Source organism: Pontiella sulfatireligans, assembly GCF_900890705.1.
Classification (GTDB): Bacteria; Verrucomicrobiota; Kiritimatiellia; order Kiritimatiellales; family Pontiellaceae; genus Pontiella; species Pontiella sulfatireligans.
This window is the reverse complement of record NZ_CAAHFH010000001.1, coordinates 2437068-2454200: the sequence shown is the minus strand read 5'-3', so window position 1 is coordinate 2454200 and position 17133 is coordinate 2437068. Positions and strand designations below refer to the sequence as shown.

9 protein-coding genes and 1 pseudogene are annotated in these 17133 nt (G+C 54.6%); all 10 read left to right on the top strand.

What is annotated here, in order from left to right; translation table 11 throughout:
• The first annotated feature begins 28 nt into the window (after positions 1-28).
• Complete coding sequence (locus SCARR_RS08300) at positions 29-1480, top strand: beta-N-acetylhexosaminidase (RefSeq protein ID WP_136061019.1); 1452 nt, start codon at positions 29-31, stop codon at positions 1478-1480.
• Between the two features lie 103 nt (positions 1481-1583).
• Positions 1584-2990 (top strand): sulfatase family protein, encoded by a 1407-nt coding sequence (locus SCARR_RS08295; protein WP_136061018.1) that lies wholly within the window; start codon positions 1584-1586, stop codon positions 2988-2990.
• 47 nt (positions 2991-3037) lie between these two features.
• Entirely contained in the window at positions 3038-4777 is a 1740-nt protein-coding gene (locus SCARR_RS08290) for an arylsulfatase (protein ID WP_136061017.1), read from the top strand.
• 168 nt (positions 4778-4945) lie between these two features.
• Complete coding sequence (locus SCARR_RS08285) at positions 4946-6499, top strand: sulfatase family protein (RefSeq protein WP_136061016.1); 1554 nt, start codon at positions 4946-4948, stop codon at positions 6497-6499.
• Positions 6500-6518: 19 nt separating this feature from the next.
• Positions 6519-7289, top strand: coding sequence for an endonuclease/exonuclease/phosphatase family protein (locus SCARR_RS08280; protein WP_168433131.1), 771 nt, complete (start codon positions 6519-6521; stop codon positions 7287-7289).
• A 68-nt stretch (positions 7290-7357) separates the two neighbouring features.
• Positions 7358-8710: pseudogene (locus SCARR_RS08275) on the top strand (transposase); the annotation flags it as partial.
• A 349-nt stretch (positions 8711-9059) separates the two neighbouring features.
• Positions 9060-10598 carry an alpha-L-fucosidase gene (locus SCARR_RS08270; protein ID WP_136061014.1) on the top strand — a complete coding sequence of 513 codons (1539 nt, stop codon included), beginning with the start codon at positions 9060-9062 and terminating at the stop codon, positions 10596-10598.
• Positions 10599-10637: 39 nt separating this feature from the next.
• Entirely contained in the window at positions 10638-11246 is a 609-nt protein-coding gene (locus tag SCARR_RS08265; RefSeq protein WP_136061013.1) for an RNA polymerase sigma factor, read from the top strand.
• A 42-nt stretch (positions 11247-11288) separates the two neighbouring features.
• Positions 11289-13391: a serine/threonine protein kinase gene (locus SCARR_RS08260; RefSeq protein WP_136061012.1), complete on the top strand. Its 2103-nt coding sequence runs from the start codon at positions 11289-11291 to the stop codon at positions 13389-13391.
• Positions 13392-13487: 96 nt separating this feature from the next.
• Positions 13488-17078 carry a right-handed parallel beta-helix repeat-containing protein gene (locus SCARR_RS08255; protein WP_136061011.1) on the top strand — a complete coding sequence of 1197 codons (3591 nt, stop codon included), beginning with the start codon at positions 13488-13490 and terminating at the stop codon, positions 17076-17078.
• Positions 17079-17133 lie beyond the last annotated feature (55 nt).

Below are 17133 nucleotides of genomic sequence, written 5' to 3'. Positions count from 1 at the left end.
GGTTGGTGGAGCAGGGAATCCTGATGATATGATGAAAATAATGAGAACAGCTGGCGTGTTTGCAGTGGCTTTACTGATGTCGCTGACTGCGCATTCTGCCATTAATATTCTCCCGAACCCGGGATCGGTTGAGCGGCTCGGGGGGGCATGTTCTGTCCGGTTGGCAGGAGAGGTGGATTTCCTGCCGTTGAACGAAGGAATTGTTCCCGAAGGGTACGAGTTGGAAGTGACCCCCGGGGGCGTTGTTGTTCGTGCAAGTTCGGAGTCCGGTCGGTTTTATGCAAAGCAAACACTTCAGCAGCTGGTCGATCATGCCGCGGGTGGCGAAATTCCCTGCGTGAGAATTGTTGATCAACCCAAATATGCGTGGCGCAGTTTTATGATCGATTCCGGGCGGCAGTTCCAGCGGTTGGAAACGATTAAAGGGCTGCTCGACCGTATGGCCATGCTTAAGATGAATGTCTTTCATTGGCACCTGACGGAAAACGACGGCTGGCGCATTGAGATTAAAAAATACCCGAAGTTGACGGAAGTCGGCGCCTTCGTGGCCGATGGTGAAGAGCAGCACGGCTTCTACACGCAGAAGGACATTCGTGAAATTGTGGCCTATGCCGCCGAGCGACATATTACGGTGGTGCCTGAAATCGACGTGCCCGGTCACTCGGAAGCTGCGCTGAAAGCCTATCCATCGTTGACCTGTTCCAGAGAAGCACCTAAACCGGTAAAAAAGGGATTCAGTCCGTATCTCTATTGCGGTGGGCGCGATTCCGTGGTGGAGTTTCTGTGCAATGTCCTCGACGAAGTTTGCGAACTGTTTCCGTCGGAATATATTCATATAGGTGGAGACGAAGCGCCAAAATCTGAATGGAAGAAATGCACGGATTGCCAGGCGAAAATTAAAGAGATGGGGCTCAAGGATGAGCATGAACTGCAGATTGAACTGACCAATCGGCTCGCACGCCATCTTGCTGCGAAAGGGCGCAAGGCGATCTGTTGGGGCGATGTGGTCACTCTTCCGGGACAGGAGCTTGAAAAGAATGTTGTGGTGCATTGGTGGAACTATCGCCGTGGCGGGGACAAGGCGCTTCGCGAGGGGATCAAACGCGGATTGCCCGTGATTGCCAACTCCAATTACTACACCTATCTGAATTTTCCGCAAAAGCACACGTGGCGCAACTACAGGAAGGATCGGTTATTCGACTTTCAAACTTGCTACGAAAAGAATCCATCCGATATCCGGAATCCCACTGCGCAGCAAAGCAAAGCATTGTTGGGCATGGGCTGCTGTCTCTGGACGGACCATGGCCTGACGGAGGAATGGCTCGATCGTCGTCTCTATCCGCGCATCTACGCCATGGCCGAGCAAATGTGGTCGACAGCAGAGCGGCTGCCGTTCACTGACTTTAAAAACAGGGTTTACGCTAAACAGCCCATATTGCAGGAGCTCGGAATCGGCGGGGATTGGGACGAGGAGTATTGACCGGAATCGACGGTTGTAAACTTGCAGTTTCCGGTCAAAATCCGGCGGGTGAGCGGGATTCTCTGGTTAGTGACCTAACTCATATTTTAAAAGGAACATAGAAATGTCGAAGAATACTATTTGCGGCCTGATCGTGGCAATAATGACCGGAGTCGGTGCATTCGCTGAAAAACCAAATATTATCCTGATGATGGCCGACGACCTGGGCTATGGCGATACGGGCTTTAACGGTAACCAAATCATCAAAACGCCTCATCTGGACAAGATGGCGGAGGCGGGCGTAAAGCTGACGCACTTCTATGCGGGCGGCCCCGTCTGCTCGCCGACGCGCGGCACCTGCCTGACGGGGCGGCACTATTATCGCTACGGCATTTTTTCCGCCAACATTGGTCACTTGCCGAAGCAGGAAATCACGTTGGCGCGCATGCTGAAGGAAAAAGGCTATACGACCGGCCACTTTGGAAAGTGGCATATCGGTACCCTCAGCAAGACGCATTCGACCAAGGGCGAAAAACGGAATCCGGCGGCAAACTTTGCGCCACCCTGGGAGCGCGACTACGACCGCTCGTTCGTGGTCGAATCCTCCGTCGTGACATGGGATCCGGGGAGCAAGAAAAACCCGTTTTACGACGACGGCGTTCCGCTGCCTGCGGACGACGAGAGCCTGAAGGGCGGCGCTGCGCGCGTGGTGGTTGATCGGGCAATCCCTTTTATGGAGCAGGCGGTGAACAGCGGTACGCCATTCCTGTCGGTCATCTGGTTCAACGCGCCGCACGAACCGATCAAGGCGGGGCCTGACTATCTGAAGATGTACGAAGGCCACGGCGAAGCCGCCCACTATTATGGCTGCATCACCGAACTGGACGAACAGGTCGGCCGCGTTCGCACTAAGCTCCGTGAATGGGGCGTTGCCGAAAATACGCTCGTCTTTTTCTGTTCCGACAACGGCCCCGAGGGCAAGGCGGCCAAAGGAAAGAAAGCGGGGACGACATCTGGATTGCGCGGTCGCAAACGCAGCCTCTACGATGGCGGTGTACGCGTGCCCGCGCTCGCGGAATGGCCCGGAAAACTCGCGGCGGGCTCGACCGTGAAAACGTCGCTCTCCACGCTCGACTATTTTCCAACCGTCGCGGAGTTGGTCGGATACGCGATGCCGGACGACCGCGCCATCGACGGTCAGGATCTGCTGCCGATTATCACGGGCAAGACCGCGAAGCGAGAGAAGGCCATTCCTTTCCGCGCCAAAGGCGGCGCGACTCTCGTGAAGGATCATTATAAATTAGTGCTGCCCAAGGGCGAGCTGTACGATCTCGCGAAGGATTGGAGCGAGGAAACCAACGTCGCGTCCGCCCATCCCGAGCGTGTGGAAACGATGACCAAGGAATTGATGGACTATCTTAAGGCGATGCAGAAAAGTCACGCGGGTGAGGATTATGACGATCCGTCCTATAAGCCGGTGGACGCGTGGAACGCGTTCGGCGAAGGTAAAAGAAAAAAGTCAAAAGGCTAGTTCGCGCGGGGTTGAATGGATGAACCCTATAGCAGGAACATGATGATATGAATAAACCTTCTCTTTTGATAGCTATTCTCGGAGTCGCGGTGGTTTGCGCGGCTTCTGCGAAGAAACCGAATGTGATCGTGATCATGACGGACGACACCGGGAACAACATTGGTTTTCAGGGAAACCCGCACGTGAACACACCGCATATCGACACGTTAGCGAAACAGTCGGCGCGGTTGAATAATTTCCACCAAATGCCAATGTGCACGGCTTCGCGCGCGGCGCTGATGACTGGCAAATACGCCGAGCGGACCGGCGCGTGGCGCACCAGTCTGGGGCGCACGCTGATGCGCGGCGATAACCACACGATGGCCGAGGCTTTCAAGGACAACGGTTACGCGACCGGCCATTTTGGCAAGTGGCACCTGGGCGACAACTGGCCGATGCGCCCGCAGGATCAGGGTTTCGACGACGTGGTCGGCCTGCGCTGCGGCGCGGGCGGGCAGATTGCGGATTACTGGGGCAACGACTATTTTGACGACACCTATTACCGCAACGGGAAGCCGGAAAAGTTTGAGGGCTACTGCACCGACGTTTTCTTTAACGAAACCATGCGCTTTATCCGCGAGAAGAAAGATGAACCATTTTTTATCTATCTCGCACCGAACATTACCCATCTGCCGCTCAAGGTGGCCGAGGAATATTCACAACGGCACATCGACAACGGCGTCGATGAAAAACTGGCGATCCTCTACGGCATGATCGACAACCTCGATGAAAACATGGGGCGCCTGATGGCGTGCCTGAAGGAAACGGGTATCGATGAAAACACCATCGTTCTCATGACGACCGACGATGGCGTGCAGGGGGCGGCTGTTTCCAATACGCCGGACTACTGGAACATGGGCATGCGCGGCAAGAAGGGCTCGAAGGAGGAAGGTGGCCATCGTGTGTTTTCCTACCTGCGCCTTCCGGGTAAAGCCGGAACTGACAACGACACGCTCGTTTCGGTGTTGGATGTCTACCCAACGCTACTGGATTTGTGCGGACTGCCCACGCCCGCGGGGGTGGAGTTTTCTGGCCGGTCGTTCAAATCGTATCTTTCCAAACCGCTCGACCCCATGGATGACGACCGCACGATCTTTTTCTACTACTTCAATCCGAAGAAGCTGGATCAGCGCGAAAACCAGACCTGCGTCATCTGGAAAAACTGGCGTCTGATCGCCAACAGGCAACTCTACGATATTTCCAAGGATTGGAAGCAGGAAACCGACGTCGCTGCGGAATTCCCCGAGGTGGTGGAGCAGCTACAGGCGAAGTTCGATGCCTATCACGCGATCGGCAAACCGCTGGTACAGCCGGTACGGTTCATTCTCGGCGACGAACGCGCGCCGGTGCAGGAACTCACCAGCCAGGATGTATATTGGTTGAAGGAGGTTTCAACATCGCAGGCGTTCACCCAGATGGATGCAAAGCTGCTCAAGCAGTCGCACGGCCCCTATAAAGTGAAGATTGCGCGCGATGGAAAATACACGTTCAAACTTTCGCGTTATCCGCTGTATGAAAACATTCCGATGGGAACCGGCGGGCGCAAGATGCGGGCGGGCGATTTTTCCATCGAAACAGTGCGCATGTCCATTGCCGGTCAGGCCGTTGAAAAAGTGGTCTCGCCCGAAGATACCCACGCCGAGTTTACGCTGGATCTCAAGGTCGGCGAGGCCGATCTTGATACCGCCCTGGTCGGCGAAGGAAAAGACGGTGTGGCCTATTTCGTGACCATTGAGTTTGAGGGGTGATTGGTAGGGCGCGCTCTCCGAGCGCGCCGCCCTGTGGCATGGCCCGGCGGACGTGCGGTGCGGCGTGCGGACGGCTCGGAGAGCCTTCCCTACCAATTTTCGTCAAAACCCGGTTCACTCGCGACGTCTGTTTTATGAGCGCTTTTCAGAAATTCAGGGGAATTATTAATGAAAACAACAGTTTTGATGATGGGGGTTGTGCTGGCGGTTGCCGCTTTCGGCGCGAAACCCAACATTGTTTATATCCTGGCCGACGACATGGGGCCGGGCGATGTGGTGGCCTACAACAAAGACTGCAAGTTTCCGACGCCGAACATTGATCGTCTGGCGAACGAGGGCATGAAGTTCATGGATGCGCACTCGAATTCGAGCGTCTGCACGCCAACGCGCTACGGCATTCTAACCGGGCGCTATGCCTGGCGGACCTTCTTGAAAAGTGGCGTGGAGCATGGGCATGACATGCACATGATTGATCCAGAACGCGAAACCGTCGCATCGTTGCTGAAAAAGCAAGGATACAGAACGGCCTGTGTGGGCAAGTGGCATCTCGGGATGGACTGGACCAGCACCGATGGGAAGGACATTGCGCAGACCGCGCCGACGAATGTAGATTTTTCCGCGCCGATGAAAAATTGCCCGCTGGATGTTGGATTCGATTATTATTTCGGCATCGCCGCCTCGCTCAATATGGATCCGCACGCCTATATCGACGGGCGCCAAACTCAGGGAACGCTGGAATTTCTGAAGGATAAGGCTGCGGTGAAGGCACGAGGGCTTGAGGGCGCAAAAGCGGGATGGGCGGCCAAGGAATTTGTCCAAAGCCAGGTCCTTCCGGACTTCGCGAAAAAAACCTGCGACTGGATTCGCGAAAACGCCCGTTCGGCAAGCTCAGGACAGGCTGACCAACCGTTTTTCGTTTATATGCCGCTCAATTCGCCCCATACGCCGATTGTTCCGAGCAGCGCATTTGACGGGAAGAGTGGATTGAGCCCGTACGGCGATTTTTGCATGGAAACCGACTGGGCGGTGGGAGAAGTGCTCAAGACGCTCGATGAGCTGGGCATCGCCGACAACACGATCGTGGTCTTCACGGCCGACAACGGAACCTCGCCGGGCTCCAAGTTTGAAAATAATCAAGCGAAGGGCCACTATTCTAGCTGGATCTATCGCGGTCTCAAGGGCACCACATGGGAAGGCGGGCATCGCGTGCCGTTCGTGGTGCGGTGGCCAGAAGGCGTGAAAGCGGGGACGGTGAGCGAACAGTTGATTTGCACCACCGATCTAATGGCCACCGTTGCCGAACTTTCAGGTATCAAGCTGGCGGAGAATATCGGAGAAGACAGCGTTAGTTTTCTGCCTGCGCTTAAAGGTGCGGCAATTCCAAATATTGGAAACCGGGGTGTGGTGCACCATTCCGACGGAGGCACCTTTGCGATCCGTTGCGGAAAATGGAAGTTGTTGTTCGACAACGAGGGTGGTTCGCGCCGGCAGAATCCAAAGGATAAACCGGTCATTAACTCCGCCGACTTTCTGCTGTTCGATATGGAGAAGGATGCTGTTGAATCCACCAACCTTTCCGCTGAATACCCGGAAGTCGTCACCGAGCTTAAAATGCTTTTAGCCGATTATGTTAACAAGGGCCGCAGCACACCCGGTGCTCCGCAGGAAAATGATCCGATGGAAGGAAAGAAAAAGTGGACGCAGATTGATGCGGTTAAGTAATATCTTGAGTAGGAGCTATATGAAACATCTCATCATCTGCATCGGCTTGTTTTTGAGCTTCTCCGTACTTGCGGAGCCGCTCAACGTGATGACCTATAATGTTTATCTGGGTTTCAATAAAAAGCAGACGCTTGACGCGGGCGCAAAATGGATCGCGGCGCAAGGTGTGGATGTGCTGGCCTTGCAGGAGCTTAAAGGGTTTAACCCGGAACGGCTCGCCACCGCCGCGAAAAAATGGGGGCATGGGTATTCTGTTGTTTTCGATCGGAAAGGTGGCTTTCCTCAAGGACTGACTTCGAAGACGCCCATCGAGAAGGTGGAACAAATCCAACCGGAGAATAATCCCAAACTGCGCGGCACGTTGCATTGCAAAACCGCGGGCATTCATTTTTTTGTGGTTCATTTTGATCCTAGGAACTATCTGAATCGGCAGAAGGAAGCCACTGCGGTTGCCAAGCGGGTTATTCCGTTGGTTGCCTCAGGTGAAAAAGTTGTGGTGCTGGGCGATTTCAACGCGCACTCCGAAGCCGATAGAGTTTTTCTGGATCAGCAGGTCCAATTGCTGGATAAATGGCGAGAGAAGGAAGATGCGCGAAATCGTTCGTTTCGTGATAACGGCGAACTGGATTATCTCGTGGTGAAGACCTTGCTCGATACCGGTCTGATTGATCCCTCAAAAGACCCTGTTGGCACGTTCCCGACGCGACTTCATTTTGCTGAAGAGAGTGCCGAAGACTATGGCAGAAGGTTGAACCGTATCGATTTTATTCTAGCAGTCTGTCGGACTTAGCTTGCGAATAATATTTCAATATTCATGAGACTGTGCCAGTCTATGCCTGTCTTAACCAAAAGGAAGTGATGGCCACACGACTCAAGAACCTCGACCGCGACACCCCGATGCTGCTTCCGCCAGACCTGCGCGACTGGATTCCTCAGAAGCACATTGTGCATTTCCTGATCGATGCGGTGGACCGGCTTCCCGCTGGAGACTTCCGCTTCAACCTTCGGGGAACTGGCGACGAGCAGTATCCGCCGCGCATGATGCTGACTCTGCTGATCTATTGCTACGCCACGGGCCGCTTCTCCTCGCGCGGGATCGAGGATGCGACCTGGTCGGACGTCATCGTTCGCTACATCTGCGGCGGCAGCCTGCATCCCGATCACGACACGATCTGTGCCTTTCGCCGCACGAACCGCGAGCTGTTCGAAAAGGCTTTTGTACGGGTGCTGCTCATGGCGCAGGAAACCGCCGGTCTCAAAAAGGTCGGCACCGTGAGCGTCGATGGCACCAAGATCAAAGCCAGTGCCAGCAAGCATTCCGCTGTCAGCTACAAGCATGCCGGCGAGCAGGTCGAACTGCTGCGCAAGGAAGTCGAACAACTCGCCGCCAAAGCCGAGCAGGTCGATAACGTCCCGCTTGATGACGGGCTGAGCATCCCGGACGAAATCGTCCGGCGCGAAGACCGCATCAAGAGCCTGGAGCACGCCCGGGCAGTGATCAAGGCGCGCTACGAAGAGGAGCGCAAACAAAAACAGGCCGAGTACGAAGAGAAGAAAACGGCCTTCGAGGAAAAGCGTAAAAACAAGAAACCGCGGGGAAAAGAACCTAAACCTCCATCCGCAGAGCCGCCGGATAAGAAGCAATACAATTTTACCGACCCCGAAAGCCGCATCATGAAGGCCGGCAACGGCAGCCACTTCGAACAGGCCTACAACGCGCAGGCCGCTGTAGACACCGAAACCTATCTCATCGTTGGTCAGCTCGTCACCGATGCGCCCAATGACAAAGAGCAGCTCAATCCTGTTCTCGCAAGCATTCCTGAGGAAGCGGCCACTCCGGAAAGCGTATTGACCGATACCGGCTACTACAGTGAGAAGGCCGTCAAAGACGCCGAAACCGGTGGCGGGCCGACGGTGTACAGCGCCATGGCCAAAGGCTCGCACCACGTCAGCGTTGCCGACCTCGAGAAGCAACCGCTGCCGACCCCGCCGCCACCTGGCGCACCCATCAAGGAACAGATGGCCTACCGTCTCAAGACCCCCGAAGGGAAGGCGCTCTACAAGCAGCGCAAGCAAACCGTCGAACCCGTTTTCGGGGTTATCAAGGAAGTGCTCGGCTTCCGCCGCTTCTCGATGAGGGGGAAGGAGAAAGCCGAAACCGAATGGAGCCTCGTCTGCCTCAGTTACAATCTAAAGAAAATATTCAAGCTCATGGCGGCGCGTGCCCCGAAACACCCGGCGGCAACCGCAAAACAGCACGCCAATGCACTGTCGGCACATTTTCGGGCGTATTTTCAGACATTTTCTTGCTTCGCCCGGCCTTTGCCTCTTTTACTTGATAAGTTCATGCCGGGATGTCGCCAGTGCGGGGTTCTAACTCCGACAGACTGCTAGTCAATAAACCTCTGGCGAACGCCTCTATCTCGTTTCCGAGGGATGAGGTGCTGAATACGATATCCGACCACTACCCGGTTGCTATGAAACTAAAATAGGTTTGGTATCAAACTATGCCGTGTAGGCGGCATTTCTCTTGTCGTGAACATTTTTATGGAGAGTTGTTATGAATAATCGAATTTTTGTATTAGGAATCGCACTGATGGTTTCGGCATGCGTGACGAACGCCGCGTTCGAAGCGAACTGGGAATCTCTTTCGAAGCAGCCCATTCCGGAATGGATGAAGGATGCCAAGTTCGGCGTCTACACGCATTGGAGCGTTTTTTCGGTGCCGGCTTTCGGCGGGCCTGACTACATTAAGAATGTGTATGGCGGCGCGAAAAAGGATGCGAAGGGAGCATACTCCCACCATCTCGAGACCTATGGTTCGTTGGATAAAAACGGCTACATTAACTTTGTCGATCAATTCACCGCGCCGAAATTCAATGCGGATGAATGGGTGGATCTGATGTATGAGGCCGGCGCGCGCTTCGGCGGCATCCTGCTGGTGCATCACGACGGTTTCTGCCTGTGGGACAGCGAGCACACGCGCTGGAACTCGATGGACAAAGGGCCGAAGCGCGATGTCTATGGAGAGATTGCAACGGCGGTTCGCAAGCATGACGACATGAAACTGCTGGCCACCTTCCACCACGGCCGCACGCTGGGGTATGCCACCGGATTTATGGATAAGGAAAAAGGGATTCCGGTTAAGACGGAAGAAAACAAGGATTGGGATATCTGGAATCCGGAATATCAGGATTTTTATTGGAACGAGGGCGCGGGCGCAAAGCCCGAGGTATTCGCTGCCGAGTGGGAAGCAAAGATTAAGGAAGTGGTGGATAAATACAGCCCGGACTGCATCTGGTTCGATGGATTGAACACCTCCATTCGCAACAATGCGCCGTCGGAACAACAGGTGATGGATACCTTTGCCTACTATTTCAACGAAGCGGAAAAAAAGGGGCAGGAAGTAACCATCTGCAACAAGCACGCGGGCCAGTTTAACTTCCCGGACTCGTTTGGATTCCTTTGCTACGAAAACGGCCGCGAAATGGCGTTGGACGTGAAGCCTTGGTATCTGATTGACCGCGCTATTGCATACCCGTGGAGCTATGTGACGGACAAGAAGTACAAAGATGGTCCGGACTACCACATCAAGAGTTTGATTGATCTTGTATCGCGAGGCGGCGTCTTCCTGCTTTCATTGACGCCAAAGGGTGACGGCTCGATCCCGGATGAGGAAATCGCGATCATGAAAGGCATGGGTCGCTGGATGAAGGTCAATGCCGAAGCAATCCACGCGACCCGTCCATGGAAAATTTCCGGTGAAGGACCGGCGGTGATGCTCGAATACAACGCAGTCAAAAAACGCGACGACTGGAACTATCGCCAGCCGTTCATTGCGCAAGACATTCGTTTCACCGTTTCCAAGGATGGAAAGACGCTCTACGCCACCGCTCTCAACTGGCCGGAAAACGGCAAGATTGTGGTAAAGTCGCTGGCCGAAGGCTCAGAATACTATCCGGGCAAGATCGGTTCCGTTGAGATGGTCGGCCTGAACGAGCCGGTCAAGTGGATCCGAACGGCCGAAGGACTGGAAATAACCTTCCCGAAAGACAAGCCGGCTGATTGGGAATGGGCCTATGCCTTCCGTATCCGATAGCGCTTTGTTGTTTTGGTGGTGTGATGGTACCGTTAACGCATGAGTGAAGAGACTAGAGCGACCTACCGGACCCGCATGACGCTTTTGCAGAAAATGCAGAAGCAATATGACGAAAAGGCGTGGCAGGAGTTTGTCGATTCCTATAGCGGATATATCTACACCATCATCAACAGCATGAATATCGGTTCTGCTGATGCAGATGATCTGCGTCAGCAGATATTCATTAAGCTTTGGAAAAAGATTCCTGATCTCGATCTGAATAAAATATCGAGTTTCCGCAGCTACTTGACGGTGGTGGTGCGCAACTGCGTTAAAGATTTCTGGCGAAAGAGTCAACGCGATGCGAACCGTTCGGATAAGCTGGTTCAGTCGGATTCCGAGCTGGTTGACACCGTATCCCTGCCGGACATCGACGACGTGATCGAGCGGGAGTGGCACAACTATATTGCGGCGCTGGCGTTCAAGAATATTGCTGAATACCTTTCGGCGGATGCCACTCGGCTTTTCAACGAAACGTTGAAGGGGCGCGATATCAAGGAAGTCGCCAGCGAGATGGGCCTGCCATTGAGTACAGCCTATCGTCTGAAGAGCCGTGTCAAAGAAAGTCTGATCGCGGAAGTCGAAGCGTTGAATGATTATCTGGGCTGACGGAATGATAATTCCCGCTATGAGGAACGTTTCTGGTTTGAAATGAAGATGCCGATGAATGAATTCAACGAAGAGTCTCTCGAATTTCGGGATCTGGGATCGCGCATCAACGATTTTCTGTCGTCGGAAGAAACAGAAATGACCGCCGAGGAACAGTCGGCCGGCGCGCCGATTCTCCAGTCATTGGATGAGTCTCGCTACCATTTCATCGACGAGGAATTTCTGGTGGCTGGCGGTGCCAAGAAAATCTTCAAGGTCTACGACTCGCATGCCGGACGCCACGTGGCCATTGCCAATCCGCGGAAACACGAAAGCGATCCGGAAAAGGAAGAGTTTCTGCGCGAAGCGCTGCTGACGGCCAAGCTGCAGCATCCCAACATTCTGCCCGTCTACGAAGTGGGCGTGAACAGCGAGGGCGTTCCTTATTTCGTGATGCGCCTGCTGGAAGGCGCGGAGCTGAAAAACATTATTCGTGAACGCACGGCAGGGGCCGCGGACGATCTTTCGCGCTATGACCTTGAAACGCTGCTCGAAATTTTTCTGAAAGTTTGCGACGCCGTCATCTATGCCCACTCGCGCGGCGTGCTGCACCTCGACTTGAAGCCGTCGAATATTATGGTGGGGCGTTACGGACTCGTGACGCTGTTTGATTGGGGACTGGCCAAGGTGGTCGGCGATGACAGAGGGGTTCAGCTCGACCAGGCGGCGGAAGCCTTCGATCCCGACCTGCTTAACAACATTACCTATTCCGGCACCATGAAGGGCACGCCCGGCTACATGGCACCGGAACAGGTGGTGGATTGCGGCCAAGTGACTGCGCGCACGGATGTCTACGCACTGGGCGCGGTACTCTACTTTATTTTGACGGGCACGATTCCCGTGCGGGGAGGGCAAGCGGAGGAAGTGATTGAAAATACGTTGGCGGGCAATGTGATCCGCCCGCGGTTGCGGCGGCCGGCACACAGCATTCCCCGCAGTCTCGGCGCGGTGGCCATGAAGGCGCTTCAGCTGGAGCCGAATGAGCGTTATTCCAGTGCGCAGGAACTCCACGACGACGTGACGCGCCATCTGCGCGGTTTCGCTCCGCTGGCCGAAAGAGCGAATGTCATCAAGCGTTCGCAGTTGTTCATGAAACGCCACAATAATATGGTGTTTGCGTTTATGCTTTTCGGGGCGTTGCTGACGATCGTCATTGCCGTTTCGCTGGCGAGGGTTTCCGTGCAACGCAAGCAGGCCATCGCCGCCAAACAGGAAGCGGTTTATAACCTGGCGCTCTACAAGGAGGAGACCAAGGTTTCTGGAAAATTGTATAACGAGGTGCAGTCGTTCTTTATCAACTCCATTCTGCGCGGTGACATTTGGAACTACAACCTGATGCGCCGCATGGTGAACAACGAGTTGCAAAAGACCGATATAGAGGAACAATACAAAATCCAACTCTATCAAATGAAGGCCTACCTGCATTTCATCAATGAAGAGTTTTCGTCGGCAATCGATGCCTTCGATAGCGCTGGTTTCGACCCGAAGAACAACCTTTACAAGCGAACGGTTGAATTTGCTGAAATGAAACCGGACGATTCGCACCCGCTTAATGCCGGCCAGTTTGCTGCGTTGCTGGCGATGCCGTACCGCAACACCACCTTCCGGAAAAATGTTTTATCGCGCTGCTATGAACGCCATATGGCGCGTATAGGCGAAATTGATGCCGCTGCCTATTTACCAATAGCCATCGCCATGCTCAATCTGACCAATGATTCGTTGGGATGGGGCGATCATGTGAAGCTGGAACAGCGGAACGGCGGGAACCATCTTGATCTCAAGGGGGCTCCCTATACCACGTTGCGCCTGTCGGGGTCGCGTTGGGGCAAGGGGGCAAGTATTCTGTTTCCGCTCAATCTGGTGTCCCTCGACCTGAGCGGTTCAGATATCCGGGAGTTTCACGGGTTGAAACTACCGGACAGATTTAAGGAACTTATTCTGCTCGATGTTGAGTTCTTTGATGCTGAACCCAATACCTACTGGCTCTCGCAAATCCCGATGGATCGCGTCGTGATTAGTGAGGGTGCCATAACCAAATTTCATCTGAATCGCCTTCGTGCCAAGGTCGAGGTTATCGAAGTGCCGCGCGGCGCGACCTATCCCTGAACTATTCTTTTTCCAACGATTGGGAAAACCGATCTTTATCGGCGTTCCTAGTGTGCCTTGGCTCTCAGAGCCTGAACACACATTGGAAAGAGGAAAATGAAAAGATTGTTTTGTATAGCTGTATTGGGGATTTCTTCGGTTGCATCCGGAACTGACTATTATGTAGCGACCAACGGAATTGATACGCTGCCGGGCGGCACGCTGGGTTCGCCGTTCGCGACCATCCAGTTTGGCGTTGATCAATTGACCGCGGGCGACGCGCTGCAGGTGCGTGGCGGCCGCTATCATGAAGCGGTCTCGATCTCCAGCCTTGGCGGAAGCGGGGGTGGAAGCATTGATTGGTCGGGCGGAACAGGCTGGAACGGTTCCTGGGCGTTGGGGGCCGACACCTCTTCGGCTCAGTCGGGCGGTAATACCGCCGCGCAGATGCTCCGGGACGGATCCATTACGCGCACATTGGCGACGGGCGTCGCTGGGGGAACTCTTTCTTTCAAATGGGATGTCGATGCCCTGAACAACAGTTCGGAAGTCGCCTATGCCGAGGTATATGACGGTAGTTGGCATTCGGTCTGGTCGGTTAACGATGCGGCGAACGGAGGGGGTAGTGGTGATACACCCAACGGTTATCCCGACCACCTGTCGGCCGAGAATGTTTCATTGGCGGCCTATGGCACGGTAACGCAGATTCGTTTCCGGCTTTCCGCAAGCGGCCTCGGCGATTATTTCTTTATTGATGATGTTCAGCTCGGCGCGGCCTCGCATGATTTTGAGGGAGCAGCGGGAGCAGGCATCACCATCCAAAGCTATCAGGACGAGGTCGTCATGATCGACGGGACGGTTCCGGTTTCCAGTGGCTGGACGGCGGTTTCCAACGGCATCTACAAAGCTACGTTTTTCGCCGATATCTGGCAGCTGTTTGTGGACGACGAAATGCAAACCTCTGCCCGTTGGCCGGATGCAGAGGCCTGGACAGATGCCGCATGGGACAAGGATGCCAACTGGATCCAGCAGGATAGTTCCAGCTCCGACGGCATCTTTATCGATGAGTCCGGCGGGCAGGAGCTGGCCGGAAGCGGAAAGGATTTTTCCGGGGCGATTGCCATCATGAATACGGGTTCATGGCTCTCGTTCGCTAGAACCGTGGCCAGCCATGGCGCGGGCAACAACTCGTTCAGCTATACCCCGATCGGCAGTCAGTACCACCATAAAATTATAAACGGCGCGGCCTTTTTCGAAGCATCCTACGCCTGCCTGAGTACCAACAAAGAATGGTACTACAACCCGGCGTCTGATGAGTTATTCCTTATTTCCAACGACGGTCTGAGTCCGGCCGGACGCAACATTCGCGGCAAAACCATTACCTATGGTTTGGAAATCTCCAACTCGCAGGACATCACCATCCAGGGCATCGATTTTTTCGCCTGCACCTTCAAGGTCAGCAACTCCGATTCTATCACGCTGGAAGACAGCAATGTGCGGTTCCCGAGCTATTCCAAGCGCATGCTGGGCGACACGGCCAAGGCCGACGCCACCTACATGGACGGCAACAGCAATACGCTCCTCAACTGTACCTTTCAGTATGCCGATGGTGCCGGAATCGAATTTGTCGGCGACGGGGGCCTGATAGAAAACTGCTTGTTTTACCAGATCGACTACAGCTGCGTTGGCTCGCTGCACGACGTGATGGTCAACATCCGCAATGCCTCGAACCTAACGTTCCGCCACAACACGCTCGATACGGGCGGCAATTCGGTCGGCATCAAGGGCGGCGACTCCAGCATATTCGAACTTAACCGGGTCACCAATCAGGGCATGCTTCAGCACGATGGTTCCGCCATTCAGACCGATGCCGACTATACCGACGGCACGGTTATGAAAAACAACTGGGTGCACGACCACATTAAGTTTGCGCTGCGGTTCGATTCTCCATGGGAGAATCCGGCGGTTTATGGAATTAACGGGGTGATGAAATACAATGTTCTGTGGAACACACAGCCGATGGTGCCCAAGGGCGATTATCATCACATCTATGGTAACACCGGATTTGATAACGACGTCGTAGACATCAGCATCTTTTCGGACATCACCCACGGCGGCATCAACTCCAACACCGTCACGCGCAACAATGCGGTTAACCTCATCAGTGGCAGCCGTTCGGCCGCGGCGCCCTATCCGGGGATCTCTGACCACAACTGGTCGGGCGGCGAAGTAAAGAACGAGCTGGTTGATCCGGGACAGCTGGATTTCCGCCCGGCACCGGGCTCGGCGCTGATTGATGCCGGAACCAATATGCCCGCGCAGGTGGCCGACTTTGTCGGCGTGGCACCGGATGTGGGTGCTTATGAATTTGGCCACACCAACTATTGGATTCCCGGTTTTATTTCCGCAGAGGCCAGCATGCCGATTCCAAATAGGGGAAGTGTGGATCAACCCGAGGGGCGCGAGCTGATTTTTCAACCGGGTTATGAAGCCGTGAGTGTGAATGTCTATTTCGGATCAGACAGTAACAGTCTTCCAATGCTTGGAAGTTTTCCCGCGCTGCACAACGTGATTGACCCACGCGACCATGGCGTGACACCGCTGGGCGGCACCGAATATTTCTGGCGTATCGACACCGTGCTGACCGATAGCTCGGAGGTAGCCGGCGAAGTCTGGAGCTACACGACTGCAAGTTTTACTCCTTCAATTCCCGGCGTCGTCTTTTTCGACGATTTCGAGGCCTACGCCGTTGGGGTCAGTCCGCCTTCGAGCAATTGGGCCACGCAGGTCGCGTTGGGGGGTGGAACCATTCAGGTATTCGACATGGCCGGCGATAACGTGGTGCGGTTGGACAATGCCTCGTCCGCCGACGACCGCACCGTGCTGGGTACCGTCGATATTTTTGTCGAGCAGGGATTGATCACGATCAGCTTTGATAGCTATTTGGATGGGGCAACACCGATTAATGGGCCGCTTTCCCTGTCGGCCGGAGTGGCTACTTGTTCGAGCGGTAAGAATCAGGTGCGGAAAGTGGGTGTCGATAGCCATTCAACGACCCATTCATGGCAGCACTTCGACTGGATCGTGAACCAAAGCGGCTCGGCCGTGGATTATTGGGTGGATGGAGCGAGCTATTCGGTAGCGGCCGGCAGCGCCGACCTTTGGTGCGACGGCACTAGGGTGGTGGATAACGGCACATCGGTGCCTACGGATACCGAACAAACCGACACAACGCCGATGGATAGCTTTGGCTGGACGGTCAACAAGACCGATGCCGCCGACTGGCGCATTGACGATGTGGTTGTGCGCAACCATGCCTATGCTTGGGCTCCGCCTGCCAGCCCCTTCGATGATTGGATGGTGCTGTACAGCGTATCCGGCGCAACGAACGATCCGGACGGCGACGGCATCGATAATCTGCGGGAGTTTGGTTTAGGTGGCGACCCGACCAATGCATCTCTCACCGGCCATGCGACAAACTTCCAAAACTTCGATGGTGGATCTGAATATGTCTATCCGCGCCGTAAGGATTCCGGGTTGGACTATTGGCTCGAAACCAGCACCAATCTTGTTTCCAATGTCTGGACCAACAGCGGATACACCGAACTTCCAATGGTTGGAATCATTGATACCTACTTCGAATCCATCACCAATCAGATTCCAACGGCATTGGAAAAAACCTTCATCCGCCTGCGTATCGAGGAATAGGCGGGGAAGGCCTTCTCCGCCAAATCAAAAAAAACCTTCGGTGTTGAGAATGCAG

Bases quoted from the DNA above. Each gene is read 5' to 3' on its own strand.
- SCARR_RS08300 (WP_136061019.1), top strand. From the start codon at position 29: ATGATGAAAATAATGAGAACAGCTGGCGTGTTTGCAGTGGCTTTACTG.
- SCARR_RS08295 (WP_136061018.1), top strand. From the start codon at position 1,584: ATGTCGAAGAATACTATTTGCGGCCTGATCGTGGCAATAATGACCGGA.
- SCARR_RS08290 (WP_136061017.1), top strand. From the start codon at position 3,038: ATGAATAAACCTTCTCTTTTGATAGCTATTCTCGGAGTCGCGGTGGTT.
- SCARR_RS08285 (WP_136061016.1), top strand. From the start codon at position 4,946: ATGAAAACAACAGTTTTGATGATGGGGGTTGTGCTGGCGGTTGCCGCT.
- SCARR_RS08280 (WP_168433131.1), top strand. From the start codon at position 6,519: ATGAAACATCTCATCATCTGCATCGGCTTGTTTTTGAGCTTCTCCGTA.
- SCARR_RS08270 (WP_136061014.1), top strand. From the start codon at position 9,060: ATGAATAATCGAATTTTTGTATTAGGAATCGCACTGATGGTTTCGGCA.
- SCARR_RS08265 (WP_136061013.1), top strand. From the start codon at position 10,638: ATGAGTGAAGAGACTAGAGCGACCTACCGGACCCGCATGACGCTTTTG.
- SCARR_RS08260 (WP_136061012.1), top strand. From the start codon at position 11,289: ATGAAGATGCCGATGAATGAATTCAACGAAGAGTCTCTCGAATTTCGG.
- SCARR_RS08255 (WP_136061011.1), top strand. From the start codon at position 13,488: ATGAAAAGATTGTTTTGTATAGCTGTATTGGGGATTTCTTCGGTTGCA.